Annotated in this window: 14 protein-coding genes; 4 read left to right on the forward strand and 10 right to left on the reverse strand. The window is 72.3% G+C overall.

Annotated elements, in window-relative coordinates:
* Nucleotides 1-79 precede the first annotated feature (79 nt).
* The 9 genes from G3I54_RS00305 to G3I54_RS00345 form a co-directional block, all read right to left on the reverse strand.
* A complete protein-coding gene (locus G3I54_RS00305; protein ID WP_164609861.1) occupies nucleotides 80-610 on the reverse strand; it encodes a hypothetical protein in 531 nt (176 codons plus the stop codon).
* Nucleotides 607-1,305 (reverse strand): hypothetical protein, encoded by a 699-nt coding sequence (locus G3I54_RS00310; RefSeq protein WP_164609863.1) that lies wholly within the window; start codon nucleotides 1,303-1,305, stop codon nucleotides 607-609. The genes G3I54_RS00305 and G3I54_RS00310 overlap by 4 nt, the downstream gene beginning before the upstream one ends.
* Nucleotides 1,306-1,394: 89 nt before the next feature.
* Nucleotides 1,395-3,893, reverse strand: coding sequence for a Tox-REase-5 domain-containing protein (locus G3I54_RS00315; protein ID WP_164609865.1), 2,499 nt, complete (start codon nucleotides 3,891-3,893; stop codon nucleotides 1,395-1,397).
* Nucleotides 3,894-4,079: 186 nt separating this feature from the next.
* Nucleotides 4,080-5,672, reverse strand: a complete 1,593-nt coding sequence (gene serA, locus G3I54_RS00320) for a phosphoglycerate dehydrogenase (RefSeq protein WP_164609867.1) — start codon at nucleotides 5,670-5,672, stop codon at nucleotides 4,080-4,082.
* A gap of 294 nt (nucleotides 5,673-5,966) precedes the next feature.
* The gene (gene ilvC / locus G3I54_RS00325; RefSeq protein ID WP_164609869.1) at nucleotides 5,967-6,968 is read right to left on the reverse strand and encodes a ketol-acid reductoisomerase; all 1,002 of its coding nucleotides are present in this window, start codon (nucleotides 6,966-6,968) and stop codon (nucleotides 5,967-5,969) included.
* Between the two features lie 105 nt (nucleotides 6,969-7,073).
* Entirely contained in the window at nucleotides 7,074-7,601 is a 528-nt protein-coding gene (ilvN, locus tag G3I54_RS00330) for an acetolactate synthase small subunit (RefSeq protein ID WP_003966072.1), read from the reverse strand.
* Nucleotides 7,602-7,624: 23 nt separating this feature from the next.
* A complete protein-coding gene (locus G3I54_RS00335; RefSeq protein WP_164609871.1) occupies nucleotides 7,625-9,481 on the reverse strand; it encodes an acetolactate synthase large subunit in 1,857 nt (618 codons plus the stop codon).
* 218 nt (nucleotides 9,482-9,699) lie between these two features.
* Nucleotides 9,700-12,522: an EAL domain-containing protein gene (locus G3I54_RS00340; protein WP_164609985.1), complete on the reverse strand. Its 2,823-nt coding sequence runs from the start codon at nucleotides 12,520-12,522 to the stop codon at nucleotides 9,700-9,702.
* A gap of 408 nt (nucleotides 12,523-12,930) precedes the next feature.
* Nucleotides 12,931-13,878, reverse strand: a complete 948-nt coding sequence (locus tag G3I54_RS00345) for a 2-hydroxyacid dehydrogenase (protein ID WP_164609873.1) — start codon at nucleotides 13,876-13,878, stop codon at nucleotides 12,931-12,933.
* A gap of 235 nt (nucleotides 13,879-14,113) precedes the next feature.
* Between G3I54_RS00345 and G3I54_RS00350 the strand changes: the two genes are divergently transcribed.
* Together G3I54_RS00350 and G3I54_RS00355 are read left to right on the forward strand one after the other, a co-directional pair.
* On the forward strand, nucleotides 14,114-14,995 hold the full coding sequence (locus tag G3I54_RS00350) for an acetylxylan esterase (protein ID WP_343240239.1): 882 nt from the start codon (nucleotides 14,114-14,116) through the stop codon (nucleotides 14,993-14,995).
* Nucleotides 14,996-15,019: 24 nt separating this feature from the next.
* Nucleotides 15,020-16,495, forward strand: a complete 1,476-nt coding sequence (locus G3I54_RS00355) for a carboxylesterase family protein (RefSeq protein WP_164609875.1) — start codon at nucleotides 15,020-15,022, stop codon at nucleotides 16,493-16,495.
* Between the two features lie 54 nt (nucleotides 16,496-16,549).
* On the opposite strand, the gene G3I54_RS00360 is transcribed toward G3I54_RS00355, so the two are convergent.
* A complete protein-coding gene (locus G3I54_RS00360; RefSeq protein WP_164609877.1) occupies nucleotides 16,550-17,662 on the reverse strand; it encodes a helix-turn-helix domain-containing protein in 1,113 nt (370 codons plus the stop codon).
* Nucleotides 17,663-17,894: 232 nt separating this feature from the next.
* Between G3I54_RS00360 and G3I54_RS00365 the strand changes: the two genes are divergently transcribed.
* Nucleotides 17,895-18,851 carry an aldo/keto reductase gene (locus G3I54_RS00365; protein ID WP_137234610.1) on the forward strand — a complete coding sequence of 319 codons (957 nt, stop codon included), beginning with the start codon at nucleotides 17,895-17,897 and terminating at the stop codon, nucleotides 18,849-18,851.
* A gap of 139 nt (nucleotides 18,852-18,990) precedes the next feature.
* Nucleotides 18,991-20,202 carry a PQQ-dependent sugar dehydrogenase gene (locus G3I54_RS00370; RefSeq protein ID WP_164609879.1) on the forward strand — a complete coding sequence of 404 codons (1,212 nt, stop codon included), beginning with the start codon at nucleotides 18,991-18,993 and terminating at the stop codon, nucleotides 20,200-20,202.
* Nucleotides 20,203-20,226: the final 24 nt, after the last annotated feature.

Consider the following 20,226-nt stretch of genomic DNA (forward strand, 5'->3'; position numbering starts at 1 on the left):
CCTCTCCAAGACGGGACGGCTGATGTCGAAGGACCTTATCAGCGGCTCCGGCCGCCTCCTGCCGGGTCCGGGCCGGGGCTCACAACGGGCCGTCGCCGTCCGGCGGTTCGGTGACCGGGCGGTCGCTGACCAGGGCGGCCAGCACCAGCGGCGCGTCCCCGTCGCTGTGGCCCAGCGCCAGGGCGATCCACCGCCCGCCGGGGTCCACCGGGCCCCATACCTCCAGGTCCCCGTACAGGTCCTCGGCGAACAGCGCCGCGAACAGCGGCTCCACGGGCGCACCGGCCTGCCACCGCATCAGCGGCACATGCAGCCGCACCGTGCGGTGCGCGCCCCAGTGGCGGTCCAACTCCTCGGCCAGCGAAGCCAGATGGGCCTCAGCGGCCTCTTCGGCGTCGTTCCACTCGGGGGCGTACACACCGGTGAGCGGGTCGCCCTCCCAGAGCGGCACGATCCGGAAGCCCGCCCCGACGGTGACCGTCCACTCGCCGGTGGCCGGGTCGCCCTGGGCGGTGGTGGGCCCTTCGGCCGGTACGGGAGCGGCGAGGAGCGCCCCCACCTCGGCGGCCGCCCGCCGCGCGTCGAAGGCCTCGCCCGCCCGGGCGGTCACAGGACGGGCCGGTCCATCGGGCGGGGCAGCGGGGCCAGCGCCCCCGCCTCGCGCAGCCGCTCGTACACCCGCACCACGGTCGCACTGTCGCCAGGAGCCGCGATGCTCAGCAACTCCCCGCCGCCGGGCAGGGGTTCGCGGACCGCCTCCAGGTCGCCGGGGACCAGGGCGGCGCGGGCCGGGGAGAGATAGCCGGTCCGGCCGACGACCGGGTCGCCGACGGAGTACCCGGCGTCGTCCTCCAGCGCGTCCAGCACGTCGTCGTCGCTCACATCGCCGAAGTCCGGTTCCCACACCCGGGCGACGAGGGACAGCAACGCCTCCTCGGGCACCACAGCCTCGTCCGGGGCGTGCAGGATGATCGCGAGCGACTGGAGCAGGAACTCCGGCGCTCCCCCGGCCAGTCCGCTGACCTCCGCCTCCCAGCCGCGTGCCCCGGTGCCGACGAGCCGCAGCCCGGTGCCGGTCAGATCCGACCAGTCGGCCGCGCTCTGGGCGGTGCGCAGCGCGGCGAGCAGGGTGTCGCCGTCGGCGGTGAAGGCGGTGGCGGGCCCGTTCCCGTGGACCTGGCTCCAGGCGTCGGCCGCCTGCGGAACCAGTTCGGCGAGCCCGTCGAGGGTCCGCCGCCACCGGTCGGCCAGCGCCTCGACCGGCTCCGGCCTGGGCCCCCAGAAGCCCCGCACTACACGTCGCATGCTCGTCTCTCCTCCGTCGCCCGGGCCGCTGCACCGCGGTCCCCCGGCCGGACGACGGCCGGGGTCACCACGCGTTGCAGGCTACTCGGCTACTCGTCGAAGGCTCCCGGTTTCCTCGTGCTGTCGTTCGGCTTCGTGGGGCTGTGGACCACCTTGACCGGCAGCCCTTCGTCGCGGAACGCCTTGCGCGCGGCCTTGGCCACGTCCGGGTCGGAGAAGTGCCACTCCACGGTCCGGCCGCCGGACGCCTCCACCTGGGCGCGGGCCTCGGTGACGAACTTGTCCTTGCCGGACGGGGTGAGGGTGTCGCTGTCGGTCTTGGACAGATAGCTGCCGTAGCCGTTCTTGGCCTCCAGGAACGTCTGCCGCGAGGAGTCCCATCCGTCGTACTCCACCGCCGGCTTGCCCTCGCGTGGATGCGGGACGACGTACTCCTGGCCCCGGTTGGTGCCGGTGATCTGCTCCTGGTAGCGGAGCCAGGACTCGTTCTTCCAGTTCGGCGCGGGGTTGCGGTCCCGGCTCGCCCAGTAGCCGTCGCCCGCGTCGGCGTCACCGAGCGTACGGTCCTTGAGGTCGTCGGCCCAGGACGGCGGGTTGTAGTTGCGCGGGTCGGAGGTGTCGTTGCGCTGCGCCTCGGGGTACTTCTTCTTGTCCAGCTCCGCCTTGCGCGCCCGCTCCGGCTCCTCCAGCCGCTTCTGCTCCAGGTGCGCGGCCCGCTCCGCCGCCCGCGCCTGGGCGGCGGCCGCCTTGGCCGCCTCGTCGCAGCCGCCCTCGGCGAGGACGACCCGGGCCGGGGAACCGCCCGCCAGCACGCCGGTGCCCGTGCCCGGCACACCGCCGGTGCCGCCGGTGCCGTGTCCACCGCCTCCGCCGTACGGGACGAGGGCCGGCCCGCCCGCGATCGCGCAGCCGGTCCGGCGTGCCGCGTCCTCGGCGGTGTCCGCCGCCTCGTCGGCCTCCTTCGCCGCTTTCCGTACGCCGTCGAGGTCGCCGGCCTCCGCGGCCTTACGGGCCCGGCGGGCCGCCGCGCCCGCGTCGTCGGCGGCGCGGCCCACGGCTCCGGCGACCTTGCCCAGCACCCCGAGCTTGCCGACCTTGCCGACGACCTTCCCGACGTTGTAGCCGGGGATGAAGATCGATCCGACGTTCCAGATCACATCGGTGACGGCCCGGGTCTTCTCGCCGTTGTTCCAGCGCTCGCGGACCTCGTCCCCGACGAAGATGTCGTCGCCCACGGAGACCACGGTGTTGACGGAGGCCCCGCCCCAGTCCCAGAGCGCGCCCAGGTAGTCGCCGTCGGCCCACTTGTCGGCCGCGCCCGAGGAGTCCTTGACCCACTGGTCGCCGAGCTGCTTGCCGTAGTCGACCAGACCCGACCAGGTCTCCGGCTTGAACAGGTCGATGATCCCGGAGATGTCGCCCCAGATCCCGTCGACCACGAGGCCCTTGAAGACCTGCGTCGTACGGTCCCAGGCGCAGCCGAAGAAGCCCCAGCCGCCGCAGTCCTCCTTCTCCTCGGCCTGCTCGCCGCCCTCGCCCTCGCCTTCGCCGTCGTCGGACGCCTGTACGTCGTAGGCGGCCTCCGGCTCCTCGTTGTCCTCGGGGAAGGTGTCCTCGCCGGTGCCGGGGCGGTCGGCATCGTCGGGTCCGCCGGTGCCGCCGCTCGTCGTGGTGGAGCCGGGGCCGCCCGAGCTCTCGCCTCCGGTGGCGCCGGCCGTACCGCCGCTGCCTTCTGTGCCGCCGGAACCGCCGGGACCGCCTGTGCCGCCCGTGCCGCCCGTGGCGTCGCCGCCGGTCGTGCCGCCTGTGGTGCCTCCGGTGGTCGTCGAGCCGCCGTCGGCTCCCCCGTCCGTACCGCCGTCCGCGCTCCCCGACGTACCGCCGTCCGCTCCCCCGCCGTCCGTGCCGCCGCCCTGCTGTTCGCCCGCCTCGACGGAGCCGCTGCCCGGCGAGACCGGGCAGGAGCTGCCGGTCAGCGAGCAGATCGCGGACTGGAGGCCCTCGGTGATCCGGCCGCCGAGGCCGCCCACCGTCAGCGCCGCGATCAGCGCGACGACGATCAGGACCAGGCCCAGGTACTCCAGCGCGGTCTGCCCCCGGTCCCGCTTCCAGGTGATCATGTGCGGGAGCGAGAACTTCGGCGGCTGCCCGCGCTCTCCGGGCGGCAGCCGGAACCACTCCCGGCTCCCCCGGCGGTTGACCAGGACGAGGATCAGGATCGGCAGAACCAGTTGGGTCAGTCCGTCCGGCGATCCGTCGCCGAGGTTGGCGAGACCGCCGAGGATCAGCCACGCCTGGACGGCGACGATGCCCCACCGCACCCGTGCGCCACCGGTCCTGACATGCCGGGCCAGCAGTGCCGCGAGCACCCCGGGCGCGGAGGCGTACAGCAGGATGCCGAGCACCTCGGCGCCCATCGCGTCCGCCGCGAGCGCCGAGCCGGACAGGCCGATCGCGCCCAGCACCGTCGCGCCGAACAGCACGAGGAGAGCCACCCGGACCACGGTGAGCGGGCCCGGGAGGTCACGCCGCGGGGCGACGGCCGGGGCCGGGCCTCCCGCTACGGGTATGCCACCGACAGCAGACATACGTGATCCGACCCCCGGTGCCCATGAGTGACATGACAACCGGTCACCCTAGGGTCGGGCGCCCCTTCACGTCGTGGGCCCCAGGACCCAACCCCGGGCCCACCCGGGCGGGTTGAGCCGCAGAAAAAACGGCTGCCGGGCACCCCCGGTGAAGGGGCGCCCGGCAGCCGGGATCGTACGGGTGCGTCAGTCGGTGAGGTTCACCGAACGGGCCGAGGACGCGCCGATCTCCTCGGCGATCTCCGTCAGCACCGGCTGCGGGACCGTCTCGTCGACGGTGAGGACGACCAGCGCCTCGCCGCCCTCCGCGGCCCGGGACACCTGCATGCCCGCGATGTTCAGCCCGGCCTCGCCGAGGATCTTGCCGACCGCGCCCACCACACCGGGACGGTCCTGGTAGCGCAGGACGACCATGTGGTCGGCGAGCGCCAGATCGACGTCGTGCTCACCGATCGCGACGATCTTCTGGAGGTTCTTCGGGCCGGCCAGCGTGCCGGAGACCGCGACCTCCTGGCCGTCGGAGAGCGTGCCGCGCACGGTGACCACATTGCGGTGGTCGGGCGACTCGGAGCTGGTGGTGAGGCGGACCTCGACACCGCGCTCCTGCGCGAACAGCGGGGCGTTGACGTAGGAGACGGTCTCGTCGACGACGTCCTCGAAGACGCCCTTGAGCGCCGAGAGCTCCAGCACCTTGACGTCGTGCTGGGTGATCTCGCCGTACACCTCGACGTCGAGCCGGGCCGCGACCTCGCCCGCGAGCGCGGTGAAGATCCGGCCGAGCTTCTCGGCGAGCGGCAGACCGGGGCGTACGTCCTCGGCGATGACGCCGCCCTGGACGTTGACCGCGTCCGGGACCAGCTCACCGGCGAGCGCGAGGCGGACGGACTTGGCGACCGCGATGCCCGCCTTCTCCTGCGCCTCGTCGGTGGAGGCGCCGAGGTGCGGGGTGCAGACGACCTGGTCGAACTGGAACAGCGGGGAGTCCGTGCAGGGCTCCTTCGCGTACACATCGAGGCCGGCACCGGCGACGCGGCCCTCCTTGAGTGCGGAATACAGCGCCTCCTCGTCGACGATCCCGCCGCGCGCGGCGTTGACGATGCGCACCGAGGGCTTCACCTTGTGCAGCGCCTCGTCCCCGATGAGACCGAGGGTCTCGGGGGTCTTGGGCAGGTGCACCGTGATGAAGTCGGCGACCTCAAGCAACTCGTCCAGGCTGAGGAGCTTGACGCCCATCTGCGCGGCGCGGGCCGGCTGGACGTAGGGGTCGTACGCGACGATCTTCATGCCGAAGGCCGACATGCGCTGGGCGACCAGGACGCCGATGCGGCCGAGGCCGACGACGCCGAGGACCTTCTCGCTGAGCTCGACGCCGGTGTACTTGGAGCGCTTCCACTCACCGTTCTTAAGCGCGGTGTTGGCCTGCGGGATGTTGCGCGCGGTGGCCACCAGCAGACCGCAGGCCAGCTCGGCGGCGGTGACGATGTTGGAGGTCGGGGCGTTGACGACCATCACGCCGGCCTTGGTGGCCGAGGAGACGTCGACGTTGTCCAGACCGACGCCCGCGCGGGCCACGACCCGGAGCTTCTTGGCGGCGGCGATGGCCTCGGCGTCGACCTTGGTGGCGGAGCGCACCAGGATGGCGTCGACGTCGACGATCGCGGGGAGCAGCTCGGCGCGGTCCGCGCCGTTGCAGTGCCGGATCTCGAAATCCGGACCCAGAGCGTCGACCGTGGCGGGCGACAGCTCTTCAGCGATGAGTACGACAGGTTTCGAGCTCACGTGAGTCCTCACAAGTCCAGTGCGGACGGCCGTCCCGACGGCCGCAGGCGGTGGAGGGGCTAGCCGCGTGGTAGACGCACGACACTGTGGGCCCTGACGCGTGTATGTGTTGAGAAGTGTAGTCATGCGACGGGCTTCTTACTGCGCCCCGGTGGAAGGATCACCCGCACGAGGGTGGACGTCGTGTACACCCGTACGGAACAGCCCCTCCGGACCCCCGTACGGAGCGGCTTCTCCCGGTACCGCGGAGCGGGGCGGGTCCGGTTGATGGACCCGCCCCGCTCCCCCCGAGGCCTAGGCCTCTTCGTCGTTCACCCAGCTCATGAGCTTGCGCAGCTCGCGGCCGGTGGTCTCCAGCAGGTGGTCGCTGTCGGCCTTCTTGTACTCGTTGTACGTGGGCAGACCGTTGTGGTACTCCGCCATCCAGGCCTTGGCGAAGGTGCCGTCCTGGATCTCGGTGAGGACCTTCTTCATCTCGGCCTTGGTGGCGTCGGTGATGATCCGCGGGCCGGTGACGTAGTCGCCCCACTCGGCGGTCTCCGAGATGGACCAGCGCATCTTCTCCAGGCCGCCCTCGTACATGAGGTCGACGATGAGCTTCAGCTCGTGCAGGCACTCGAAGTACGCGATCTCGGGCTGGTAGCCCGCCTCGGTCAGCGTCTCGAAACCGGCCTTGACCAGGGCGGCGGTGCCACCGCAGAGGACGGCCTGCTCGCCGAACAGGTCGGTCTCGGTCTCCTCGGTGAAGGTGGTCTTGATGACGCCGGCGCGGGTGCCGCCGATGCCCTTGGCGTACGAGAGGGCGAGCGCCAGGCCCTTGCCCGAGGCGTCCTGCTCGACGGCCACGATGCAGGGAACGCCGCGGCCCTCCTCGTACTGGCGGCGGACCAGGTGGCCGGGGCCCTTGGGGGCGACCATGCAGACGTCGACGCCGGCCGGCGGCTTGATGAAGCCGAAGCGGATGTTCAGGCCGTGGCCGAAGAACAGCGCGTCGCCGTCCTTGAGGTTGTCCTTGACGGACTCCTCGTAGACCTGGGCCTGGATCGGGTCCGGGACGAGGATCATGATGACGTCGGCCTCGGCGGCGGCCTCGGACGGGGTCACCACGCGCAGGCCCTGCTCCTCGGCCTTGGCCTTGGACTTCGAGCCCTCGTGCAGACCGACGCGGACGTCGACGCCGGAGTCACGGAGCGACAGCGCGTGGGCGTGGCCCTGGCTGCCGTAACCGAGAACCGCGACCTTGCGGCCCTGGATGATGGACAGGTCGGCATCGTCGTCGTAGAACAGCTCGGCCACTGGGTCTTCTCCTTGGTGTGCAGGTGTTGCGTCCCACCGTACGGCGGGTGCGTCGTATGCGTTGTCGGGTCTCGCCATGCGAGCGGAGCGCGCGGCTCCGTCCGCTCAGGCCGAGCGGTCGAGGGCGCGCAGGGACCGGTCGGTGATCGAGCGCGCGCCGCGCCCTATGGCGATGGTGCCGGACTGGACGAGCTCCTTGATGCCGTACTGCTCCAGCATCTTGAGCATCGCCTCCAGCTTGTCGGCCCCTCCGGTCGCCTCGATCGTGACGGCCTCCGGGGAGACGTCGACGGTCTTGGCGCGGAACAGTTGGACGATCTCGACGATCTGGGAGCGGGTCTCGCTGTCGGCGCGGACCTTCACCAGGACGAGCTCCCGCTGGATCGCAGCGGCGGGCTCGAGTTCGACGATCTTCAGGACGTTGACCAGCTTGTTGAGCTGCTTGGTCACCTGCTCCAGGGGCAGGCCCTCGACATTCACGACGATGGTGATGCGGGAGATGTCGGGGTGCTCGGTGGTACCGACCGCGAGCGAGTCGATGTTGAAGCCGCGTCGGGAGAACAGGGCCGTGATCCGGGCGAGGACACCGGGCTTGTTCTCGACCAGGACGGAGAGCGTGTGCTTTTCGGACATGGGAGTCGTTCTCTCTCTGTCTCTCAGTCGTCTTCGTTGTCGCCGAAGTCGGGGCGGACGCCGCGGGCGGCCTGGACCTCGTCGTTGGAGGTGCCGGCGGCGACCATCGGCCAGACCATGGCGTCCTCGTGGACGATGAAGTCGATGACGACGGGGCGGTCGTTGATGGAGTTGGCCTCTTCGATGACCTTGTCCAGGTCGGCCGGGTCCTCGCAGCGGATGGCGTAGCAGCCCATGGCCTCGGAGAGCTTGACGAAGTCCGGGACGCGGGTGCCCTTGGCGGCGTTGCCGTCCGTGTCCGCGCCGGAGTGCAGCACGGTGTTGGAGTAGCGCTGGTTGTAGAAGAGGGTCTGCCACTGGCGGACCATCCCGAGGGCGCCGTTGTTGATGACGGCGACCTTGATCGGGATGTTGTTGAGCGCGCAGGTGGTCAGTTCCTGGTTGGTCATCTGGAAGCAGCCGTCGCCGTCGATCGCCCAGACCGTGCGGTCGGGCATGCCGGCCTTGGCGCCCATCGCGGCCGGGACCGCGTAGCCCATCGTTCCGGCGCCGCCGCTGTTGAGCCAGGTGGCGGGCTGCTCGTAGTCGATGAAGTGGGAGGCCCACATCTGGTGCTGGCCGACGCCCGCCGCGAAGATCGTGCCTTCGGGGGCGAGCTTGCCGATGCGCTGGATGACCTGCTGCGGGGAGAGGCTGCCGTCCTCGGGCAGGTCGTAGCCCAGAGGGTAGGTGTCGCGCCAGCGGTTGAGGTCCTTCCACCATGCGGTGTAGTCGCCGGTGTGGCCCTCGGTGTGCTCGGCCTGGACGGCCTGGACCAGGTCGGCCAGGACCTCGCGGGCGTCTCCGACGATCGGGACGTCGGCGACGCGGTTCTTGCCGATCTCGGCCGGGTCGATGTCGGCGTGGACGATCTTGGCGTACGGGGCGAAGCTGTCCAGCTTGCCGGTGACGCGGTCGTCGAAGCGGGCTCCGAGGGCGACGATCAGGTCGGCCTTCTGCAGCGCGGTGACGGCGGTGACCGCTCCGTGCATGCCCGGCATTCCCACGTGCAGCGGGTGGCTGTCGGGGAAGGCGCCGAGCGCCATCAGGGTGGTGGTGACGGGTGCTCCGGTCAGCTCCGCGAGGACCTTCAGCTCGGCGGTGGCGCCGGCCTTCAGGACGCCGCCGCCGACGTACAGCACGGGCCGCTTGGACTGGGTGATCAGCTTGGCGGCCTCGCGGATCTGCTTGGCGTGCGGCTTGGTCACCGGGCGGTAGCCGGGCAGGTCCTGGGTGGGCGGCCAGCTGAAGGTGGTCTTCGCCTGGAGGGCGTCCTTGGCGATGTCGACGAGGACCGGTCCGGGGCGGCCGGTGGAGGCGATGTGGAAGGCCTCGGCGATGGTGTGCGGGATGTCCTCGGCCTTGGTGACCAGGAAGTTGTGCTTGGTGATCGGCATCGTGATGCCGCAGATGTCGGCTTCCTGGAAGGCGTCGGTGCCGATCGCCTTGGAGGCGACCTGGCCGGTGATCGCGACGAGCGGCACGGAGTCCATGTGCGCGTCGGCGATCGGGGTGACCAGGTTGGTGGCGCCGGGGCCCGAGGTGGCCATGCAGACGCCGACCTTGCCGGTGGCCTGCGCGTAGCCGGTGGCGGCGTGACCGGCGCCCTGCTCGTGGCGGACCAGGACGTGGCGGACCCGGGTGGAGTCCATCATCGGGTCGTAGGCGGGGAGGATCGCGCCGCCGGGAATGCCGAATACCGTGTCGGCGCCGACTTCCTCGAGAGAACGGATGAGGGACTGCGCGCCCGTGACGTGCTCAACGGTGACGGACGGCTGTCCGCCGTTACGGGCGCGCGGCTGCGGGTGGTGGGCCCCGGTGGCCTGCTCGGTCATCGGCATTCTCTTCTCGAAGCTGAGGGTTTTCGCGGGTGTTTTGCAGCGATTTGAGAGGTGTCAGTGCAACAAAAAACCCCTCGTGCCGTGAGGCAAGCGAGGGGAGCGCGCCGGGTGCGGTCCGCAGAGTGTCGTGGAGTGACTCTGCTTCAGCCGACGCGCTTTCCAAGTACGAGAATTCGGGTGCGCATGGCATTGACCCTCTCTCCGGCACGCATGACGTGTCAAGTGGGTGGGACGGGCGTCTCAGTATGTGATCCGGTGAGCAGCGGGATCGAGCCGCCCGCCATCACCGGCCGGGGGCTCGGAATGCCCGGCACGGGGAACTCCCCGCGGACCAGGGCGCGTCGCAGCCGGTACTCGTCGAGCGGTCCGGAGAAGGCCATGCCCTGGCCGTGGGTACAGCCCATGGCGCGCAGGGCGAGGACCTGCTCGGGGACGTCGACGCCGTCGGCGACGGACTGGAGGCCGAGATCGCAGGCGATCCGCAGGAGACCGCTGGTGATCTTGTGCAGCCTGGCCGATTCGACCACGCCCTCGACCAGATTCCGGTCGAGCTTCAGTACGTCGATGGGGAGCCGGCGCAGCGCGTTGATCGCGGCGAAGCCGCTGCCGAAGCCGTCGAGCGCGATCCGTACGCCGAGTCGGCGCAGGGCCACGAGGCGCTGCTCCAGGGCGTCGAAGGAGACCCGGGGGTCGCTGTCGGCGACCTCGATCATCAGGGCGCCCGAGGGCAGCCCGTGGCGGGTCAGCAGCGCCTCGATGGAGCCGGGGGGCGGGCCCGCGTCCAGCAGCCGGGCGGCCGAGAGCCGGACGGAGACGGCGACGGGGTGCCCGGCCCTGGCCCGGTCGGCGGCCTGTTTCACGGCCTCCTCCAGGAGCCAGCGGCCGAGCTCGGCGGTGCGGTCGTCGTCGCCGGTGACCCGCAGGAACTCGGCGGGGGTGAACAGGATGCCCTGGGCGGAGCGCCAGCGGGCCTGGGCGGCGACGGCGGCGACGGAGCCGCTGGCGAGGTGGACGACGGGCTGGTGGAGCAGGGCGAACTCGCCGTCGCGCAGGGCGGTGCGCAGCCGGGTGGCCAGCTCGGAGCGGCGTACGACGTCGGCCTGCATCTGCGGGGCGTAGAGCTCGACCCGGTCCTTGCCGCCGGCCTTGGCGCGGTACATCGCGAGGTCGGCGTTGCGCATGAGGTCGGTGGGGCTGATGGCGGGCTCGGCGAAGGCCACGCCGATGGAGGCGGCCACCCGGACCTCGCTGGTGCCGATCCGGTAGGGCTGGGAGAGGGTGAGCCGCAGCCGGTCGGCGATCTCGTGGACCTGGTACTCGCGGGCGCCCTGGTCGCGGGTGCCGTCGCCCATGATGAGCGCGGCGAACTCGTCGCCGCCGAGCCTGGCCGCGGTGTCGCCGGCCCGGACGGAGTCCTGGAGGCGGCGGCCGGCCTGGATGAGCAGTTCGTCGCCCGCCTGGTGGCCGATGGTGTCGTTGACCTGCTTGAAGCCGTCGAGGTCGATGAAGAGGACCGCGGTGCCGGGGTCGCCCGAGCGGCGGCCGCCGAGCGCCTGGCGGACCCGGGCGGTGAACAGGGCCCGGTTGGGCAGGTCGGTGAGCGGGTCGTGCTCGGCGTTGTGCTGCAACTGGGCCTGGAGCCTGACCCGTTCGGTGACGTCCCGGCTGTTGAGGAGGAGGCCGCCCTGGTGGCGGTTGACGGTGGACTCGACGTTGAGCCAGTCGCCCGCGCCCGAGCGGAAGCGGCACTCGATACGGGTGGTGGGCTCCTCGTGCGGCGGGGCGGCAAGGAAGCGCCGCAGCTCGTGCACGACCCCGCCGAGGTCGTCGGGGTGGATGATCGAGGACAGCTCGGAGCCGACGAGATCCTCCGCCTCGCGCCCGTAGACCCCGGCGGCGGCGGGGCTGACGTAGCGCAGGGTGCCGTTGGGGGCGGCGATCATGATGACGTCGCTGGAGCCCTGCACCAGGGAGCGGAAGTGGTTCTCCTTCTGGGCCAGTTCCTGGGTGAGGGAGATGTTGTCGAGGAGCATGATGCCCTGCCGGACGACCAGCGCCAGGACGACGGTGCAGCCGGTGAAGATGACGACCCGGTCCACCCGGCGGCCGTCGACCACGTTGTACAGGATGCCCAGGGTGCAGACGGCGGCGGCGAGATACGGGGTCAGCGCGGCCAGGGAGCCGGCGATGGGCCGGCTGGCGATGGCGCGCGGAGGCCCGGGGCGGCCGGCCGGCCGGGCCGCGCGCCGGGCGCCCCAGGGGGCGTAGGCGAGGAGCAGCGACCCGGCGAACCAGCCGGCGTCGAGGAGTTGGCCCGAGTGGTAGGTGGAGCGCAGCAGCGGCGAGGTGAACACCGCGTCGCTGAGCACGGTGAGGGCCAGGGCGGCGATGGCGGTGTTGACCGCGGAGCGGTTCACCCCGGCCCGGCGGAAGTGCAGCGCGAGCACCATCGAGACGAGCACGATGTCGAGCAGCGGGTAGGCCAGCGAGAGGGCCGCGGGCGCGACGCTGGTGTCCTGGAAGCCCGCCAGGTGCGTGGTGTGCGCGAGGGCGAGGCTCCAGGCGAGCGTCAGCAGCGAGCCGCCGATCAGCCAGGCGTCCAGGGCCAGACACACCCAGCCGGCGCGGGTGACGGGGCGCTTGGCGAGCACGAGCAGCCCGACGATGGCGGGCGGCGCGAAGCAGAGGAAGAAGACGTCGGCGAGTGAGGGCGTGGGCACGGGGACGCCGAGGATCACCTCGTACCAGCCCCAGACGGCGTTTCCGCAGGCCGCCATGAGGGAGGAGAGCGAGAACAGCAGCCAGGCGGGCCGCAGTCGGCCCGCGCCCGCCCTCGCGTAGAGGAAGCAGGAGACCGCGGCGATCAGCGCTGCCGCGGCGAGCCCGAAGTCGCCCATGAAGACGGCGACCTGCGGCGAGCCCCAGCCGACGGCGGCGCCCACCGAATACGCCGCGCAGACGAAGCCGAGCAGGATCCGGGACCGCATCCCCGTGGAGCCGGAGGCGGACCGCGGGGCGAGCAGGGCCCCCAGCGCGCTCACCGGAGGGCTCCCCGCCCCGGGCCCGCCGGGCAGGCGTTCCCCGGCGCCCGGCGCCTCGCGGGGCCCCTGCGGCGCCGCTCGCTCCGGCCCGGCCGCGACGGCGTCGGCGATGCCGGTCCGGGGCAGGGATCCGGCCATCCGCGGGTGCTGTGATGCGTCGGCGCGTACGGCAGCGACCGTCCACCCGTCCGCGTCGGATCGTCTCTCCATGGCCAGCACATCGCCCGTCGCCCCCTCGCGTTCCGATGCTCCCCCCGCGCCGTCCCTTCCACGGCGCAGCCCCCCGGATCGGACGATACACCAGATCCGTCACTCAGGGCCATAGCTTCTCTACGCTCCGTGACGAAAGACGAGGTGAGCGGCACTGCGTGCATCCGGACCACCCCGTAGCGTGGCCGCCCCGACGGGTCAGCCGGTGGTCGTGACGACGTTGTGCACCGGCTCTCCGGCGGCGAACCGGGTGAGCTGTGCGGCCAGCAGCCGCTTAGCGCGCGGTTCGAACGCCGAGGTGCTGCCGCCCACATGAGGCGTGATCAAGACATTCGGAGCATGCCAGAGAGGATGGCCCGCGGGCAGGGGTTCCGGATGGGTCACATCGAGTGCGGCCCGCAGCCGTCCGGACTCGAGTTCGGACAACAGGGCCTTGGTGTCGACGACTCCGCCGCGTGCGACGTTGACGAGGAGGGCGCCGTCGGGCATCGCGGCGAGGAAGTCGGCGTCCACCAGCCCCTGCGTGGACGGGTTCAGCGGGGTGGAGAGGATCACGACGTCGGCCTCGGGCAGCAGGGCGGGCAGATCGTCGAGCGTGTGTACGGGGCCGCGTGCGGTGGTCCGCGCGGAGCGCGCGACGCGCGCCACCCGCGCGCACTCGAACGGGACGAGCCGGTCCTCGATGGCCGAGCCGATGGAGCCGTATCCCACGATGAGGACGGACTTGTCGGCGAGCGCGGGGTAGAAACCGGACCGCCACTCCTCCTTGTCCTGTCCGTGGACGAACCCGGGGAAGCCGCGCAGGGAGGCGAGGACGAGCGCGATCGTCAGCTCGGCGGTGGACGCCTCGTGGACCCCCTTGGCGTTGCAGAGGCGTACGCCGGCGGGCAGCAGGCCGAGGCCCGGCTCCACGTGGTCGATGCCGGCGGAGAGCGTCTGCACCACCTGGACGGCGCCCATCGCGGCGAGCGGGCGCACCGCGACCTCGGGGCCCTTCATGTAGGGCACGACGTAGTAGGCGCAGTGGGCCGGGTCGGCGGGGTAGTCCGGTTCGCCGTCCCAGAACAGGTAGTTGAGGCCGTCGGGCAGCCCGTCGATCTCCTCGGCCGGGAAGGGCAGCCACACATCGGTGGTCGTCGCAGTCATGGTCAGGAGGCTATGCGACGGGTGTGCGAACACTCCAGGACAGCGGCAGGAACTCCGGGGGCTGTCGGCGCGGCCGCGGTCGGCGGGGCGGTCTCTGGGCAGGTTGCACAAACTCGGCCGTGGGTGATTGCCGCGATTGCGCAGAGACGACCGCCGATCGCTCCCCCAGGATGTGCGGTCAGACACCGATGTGATCCGGACGCGTCACTCGGTCCCCCAGACGTCAGGAGTCGCCGTGCTGTGGAGAAGAAATCCGCTGGTCCCGTTGGCCGCGCTCGCTCTGGTCCTGACCGCGTCGACCGGCGCGGGCACGGCGGTGGCGGCCACGGACACCACCGTGGCCGCCGCCGCGCCCACCACTTCGGCCGCCGCCGACTTCGGCGCCCCCGGCCCGTACGCCACCGCGGTGGAGGTCGGGGCGGTCACCACCCTGTACTACCCTCGCGACATCGCCGACAGCGACCGCCGCCACCCGGTGATCGTGTGGGGGAACGGCACCGGCGGCGTCCCCCTCGTCTACCGGGAGCTGCTGCTCCACTGGGCCGGGCAGGGCTTCATCGTCGCCGCCGCGAACACCCCGCAGTCCAACCTCGGCATCTCCATGCGGGCGGGCATCGACCTGCTCACCGGCCGGAACGCCGACCCGGGCAGCGCCTTCTTCGACCGCGTCGACCTGGAGCACATCGGCGCCTCGGGGCACTCGCAGGGCGGCGCGGCCGCCATCGTCGTCGGCGCGGACCCCCGTATCGACACCATCCTGCCGATCCAGCCCGGTCCACTGGCCAACATCAACGCGGTGCATGTGCCCGCGCTGCTGCTGGCCGGCCAGAAGGACAGCATCGTCTTCCCCGCCCTCGTCCGGGCCTTCTACAACGCGGCCGACCACATTCCGGCCCTCTACGGCGAGTTGCGCGGGGCCGACCACTTCACGGTCGTCGGCGACCCCGGCCCGTTCGCCGCGCCGACCACCGCCTGGTTCCGTGCCCACCTCATGGGCGACCGGACGGCCCGTGCCCAGTTCTTCGGCCCCGGCTGCGGCATTTGCACCGACACCGCCACCTGGTCCGACGTCCGCCGGAACAGCCTGGCCCTGGGCCTCCCGGCCACCACTCCGTAACCCGCCCCGACCGATCGGACCGGCATGGACATCATCGCGACGACTCGCCACGGGAAGGTACGCGGCCGCGTCGACGGGGCAGTCGCCTCCTACCTGGGGATCCCGTACGCCGCCGCGCCCTTCGGGGTCCACCGGTTCCGCGCGCCCGCGCCCGTAGAGCCCTGGGAGGGGGTGCGCGACGCGCTGGAGTTCGGGCCGAGCGCTCCGCAACGCCCCTACCGGCCGCCGCTGGACCGGCTGATTCCCGAGGTGGACGTCCCCGGGGAGGAGTGCCTCAACCTCAACGTCTGGGCGCCCCGGGCGGCCGACGGACCTCTGCCGGTGCTGGTCTGGATCCACGGAGGCTCTCTGCGGAACGGTTCCGCCGCCATGCCCCTGTACGACGGCGGGGCCTTCGCGCGCGACGGTGTGGTACTCGTATCGGTCAACTACCGGCTCGGGGTCGAGGGGTTCGGCGTCTTCCCCGACGCACCCGACAACCGGGGTCTGCTGGACCAGATCGCCGCCCTGACCTGGGTGCGGGACAACATCGCGGGGTTCGGCGGAGACCCCGCGTGCGTGACGGTGTGCGGCGAGTCCGCCGGAGCGATCAGCATCGCCGCCCTGCTGACCAGCCCTCGCGCGGCCGGTCTGTTCCACCGGGCGGTCCTGCAGAGCGGCCCGCCGCACACCGTGACCCGCGACCGGGGCGCGCGGACCGTGCGCGCGATGGCGAAGGCTCTGCGGGTGCCGGCCACGGCGGAGGGGTTCGCCGCGGTGGACCGCGAACGGCTGCTGGACGCCCAGGACGAGGTGGTCGGCGGGGCCGATCCGATCAGCGGTGGGCCGGGCTTCCACATCGTGGTCGACGACGACGTGGTGCCGGCCGATCCGCCGCCTCCCTCGGTCGATCTGCTGCTGGGCTGCAACCGCGAGGAGTACCGCCTGTGGTTCGTGCCGAGCGGGGCGGTGGACCGCGTCGGCGGACTGACTCTGCGGCTGGCCCTGCTGAAGTTCAAGATCCCCGGCCAGGTGGCGCGGTTGTACCGAGCCGGCCGGCCGGGCGCGAAGCCGGGGGTGATCCTCGGTGAGATTGCCACCGATCTGCTGCTCCGGGGGCCGCTCAACCGGCTGGCGGACTCCCGGCTGCCCGACGCCGGGCTCCCCGACTCCCGGCTACCCGACACCGGGACCGGCGGACCCGCCGCCTCCGCCGCCCGGCCCGCCCGGACGTTCTTCTACGAGTTCGCCTGGCGTTCGCCGGTCCTGGACCTGGGCGCCTGCCATGCGCTGGAGATCGGTTTCGTCTTCGACAACCTCCGGCACGGCGAGGCGCTGACCGGGCCGGACGCCCCGCAGCCGCTGGCCGACGCCATGCACCGGGCCTGGGTCGACTTCGCCGCCTTCGGCGACCCCGGCTGGACCGCCTGGGACAGCCGCCGACCGGTCAGGGTCTTCGACCATCCCCGTACGTCCACGGTCCTCGCGCCGCGACAGGAGGAACTGCGGGCCTGGCTGTAGCGCCGTGCGGGCCGCCGCGGGCCCGGCAGCCGGTTCACGCGGCCGGGTCCGCCGTCAGGCGAGGTCCCGGGCGACCAGCGCCGCCTGGAGCAGCCGCGCCTCGGCGGGCACGGTCGGGTCCAGCCCGGTCAGCGTGCTCACCCGGTGCAGTCGGTAGTCCAGCGTGTTGCGGTGGACGCACAGCTCCGCAGCGCTCCGGCTGCGGTGGTGCCCGTGGTCGACGAAGACCCGCAGCGTCTCCAGCAGGTACGGATGGTCCTCCAGCGGGTCCAGCTTGGCGGCCAGCCGCAGCAACGCGTCGCCCGGACGCGCGAGCTGGTACTCCAGGAGCACGTCGTCGAGCCGGTACAGCCCGGGCGGGCGGCCCAGCCGCCGGACGAGTTCAAGCACCCGCCCGGCCTCCTCCGCCGCCCCGGGCACGGCGTCCGGTCCGGCGGCCGGGGCCGCGGCCGCGTACACCCGCTGCCCGACGTCCTTCCCGAGCGCGTCCGGTAGGCCGGACAGATCGCGGCCGCCCGGCAGCAGCGCGAGGCCCGCGACGTGGTCCATCAGCACCGGGACGCCCGCGTGGGCCTCGATCGACGACTGCACCAGCCGGGCCGGCGGACTCGACTCGAAGGCCAGGGCGAGAACCTCGTGGCCGCCGGTCACCGTGAACCCGGCCGCCGCCGCCAGTTCCTCGTACGGCCGGCCGGCCAGCAGCGCGGTCAGCAGCGCCCGCCGCACCCGCTTGTCCTCGCTGTGGATGTCCTCCTGGGCCGTGCGGTGGGCGAGTACGACGGCGGGCATCGCCGCGTGCAGGCAGGCCAGCAGCTTGGCTCCGGCGCCGGTCAGCTCCTCGGGCTCCGCCGTCTCGGCCAGCGCCTGCCACCAGACCTCCGCGCCGACGAGGTAGGCGGCGATCACCGCCTCCAGCGGCACCCGCTCCTCGGCCCGGCGCCCCGACCACTCGATGAGCCGGGTCAGCTCGCCCGGGCCCATCACGCCGTCCTGACGCAGGGCCCGCAGCAGCAGATCGTTCACGGCCGTGACCGACCGGGTCACCTCGCCCTCCAGCGTGCGGCGCGGCAACTCCCCGTAGAAGGGGATCTCCGCCGTGCACCGGGCGACCACGGCAGCGGTGAGGTCACCGCTGCGAGCAGCCATCCGTGCGTGTAGGGCGGGCATCGGCGTATCGTCACATCGCCCAAACGCTTCCGTCAATCACTCCCCGGACTCCCCCTACAGGGACCTGCGTCGTGGATCAGGCGGGCGTGGCCGTCCGGGTCCGGGACCGCGTTCTCGCGCCGTTCCCGGAGGAGCCGCCCGCGGACCGCGGCGGAGGGGAAGGCGGAATGGCTCGTCCAGGAAAGGGTTCGGGGAGTTGGAGAGCAGGACTATCGGGGCGGCGGGGCTGGCCGTGGGCACGGTCGGGCTGGGCTGCATGCCGATGAGCTGGGGCTACAGCGCGTCGCAGCAGCTCGGCGACCGTTCGGTGCGGACGGTGCACGCGGCTCTGGACGCGGGCGTCCGGCTGCTCGACACCGCGGACATGTACGGGCCGTTCACCAATGAGCTGCTGGTGGGTCGGGCGTTGAAGGGCCGCCGCCAGGAGGCGTTCGTCTCCACCAAGTGCGGGCTGCTGGTGGGCGATCAGCACATCGTCGCCAACGGCCGCCCCGGGTACGTCCGTCGGGCCTGCGACGCCTCGCTGCGGCGGCTCCAGACCGATGTGATCGACCTGTACCAGTTGCACCGGGCCGACCCCGAGGTGCCGGTGGAGGAGACCTGGGGTGCGCTGGCGGAGCTGGTCACCGCGGGCAAGGTGCGCTCGCTCGGGCTGTGCGCGGTGGGGGCGCGGGCCCCGCGCCGCTCGGGCGAGGGGCCGCATGAGGGAACGATCCGGCAACTGGAGCGGATCCAGCAGGTCTTCCCGGTCAGCGCGGTGGAGGCGGAGCTGTCGGTGTGGTCGCGCGAGGCGCTGGCGGAGCTGCTGCCGTGGTGTGTGGCGCGCGGGGTCGGGTTGCTGGCCGCGATGCCGCTGGGCAGTGGCTATCTGACCGGGACGCTGAAGCCGGGCCAGGGGTTCGAGCCGGAGGATCTGCGGGCCAGGCATCCGCGGTTCACGGCGGAGGTGATGGCGGCGAACCAGCCGGTGGTGGCCGGTCTGCGGCGGGTCGCGGAGCGCCGGGGGGCGACCGTGGCCCAGGTGGCGCTGGCGTGGGTGCTGCGCCAGGGGCCGCATGTGGTGCCGGTGCCGGGGGCGAAGCGGGAACGGTGGGCGGTGGAGAACGCCGGGGCGGCGCGGGTGGTCCTGGACGACCGGGATCTGGCGGAGATCGACGCATTGCCCGCGGCCCGCGAATCGTGGGACTGACCGGGGCGGGTCCGGTGGGCCGGGCGTGGCGGGCCGTACGGCGGGAGAATGGGCGGGTCGGGAACTCCTGGGCCGGCCGGGGAGTAGGAACACGGTGCGGGAGCAGGTAGTCGGGCAAGCGTCGAAAGGAATCGGTTCCGTGCGTGGTGCTCTGGTCGGACCTGTGCAGTCCCGGGCGATGCGCAGAGGGGCGGTGGCCGCGCTGGCGTCGGCCGCCCTGCTGCTGTCGGCCGCGTGTTCCGCCGACGGGGACGGGGGTGCGTCCGGGCGGCCCGCCGCTTCCCCGACCGCTTCGGAGGGCTCCGCTCCGCCGGCCTCGCCGAGCCGCTCGGCCGATCTGCCGCCCGAGAAGGGGTCGGCGAAGGTCGTCTCGACGCTGACGGAGGAGCTGAAGTCGCCGTGGGGTCTGGCCGCGCTGCCGGGCGGTGATCTGCTGGTGTCCTCGCGGGACGAGGGCACGGTCCACCGGATCGACGGCGAGAGCGGCAAGCAGACGCTGCTGGGCTCGGTGCCCGGGGTGTCCCCGGCCGGCGAGGGCGGGCTGCTCGGGCTCGCCGTCTCCTCCACGTTCGGCGCGGACCAACTGGTGTACGCCTACTTCACCACCACGTCCGACAACCGGATCGTCCGCATGAGTTACGACGAGAAGCGCCCGGCGGGGCAGCAGCTCGGCGCTCCGGACACCGTCCTGCGCGGCATTCCCAAGGGCAGCATCCACAACGGCGGCCGGATCGCCTTCGGCCCGGACAAGATGCTGTACGCGGGCACGGGCGAGACCGGCGACACCGGGCTGGCCCAGGACAAGGAGTCGCTGGCGGGCAAGATCCTGCGGATGACCCCCGACGGCGAGCCGGTGCACGGCAATCCGGAGGCGGACTCGGTGGTGTATTCGTACGGGCACCGCAATGTGCAGGGCCTCGCCTGGGACGCGCAGAAGCGGCTGTGGGCCGCCGAGTTCGGCCAGAACACCTGGGACGAGCTGAATCTGATCGAGCCCGGCGGGAACTACGGCTGGCCCGAGGTCGAGGGCCAGGAGGGCGAGGACGGGTTCATCGACCCGGTGGCGCAGTGGAAGACCTCCGAGGCCTCCCCGAGCGGGATCGCGTACGCGGAGGGCTCGATCTGGATGGCCGGGCTGCGCGGTGAGCGGCTGTGGCGGATTCCGCTGTCGGGCGAGAAGGCCGAGGAACCTTTGGCGGACCCCCAGCCGTTCCTGGAGGAGAAGCACGGCCGCCTGCGCACTGTGGTGAGTGCGGGGAGCGACCGCTTGTGGCTGGTCACCAGCAACACGGACGGACGGGGCACGCCGAAGCCCGGGGACGACAGGGTCCTCCTGGTGGAAGTGGAGTGACCGCCGGCCCGCGCGGCATGTCGG

The organism is Streptomyces sp. SID14515 (assembly GCF_010548505.1).
Taxonomy (GTDB): Bacteria; Actinomycetota; Actinomycetes; order Streptomycetales; family Streptomycetaceae; genus Streptomyces; species Streptomyces caviscabies.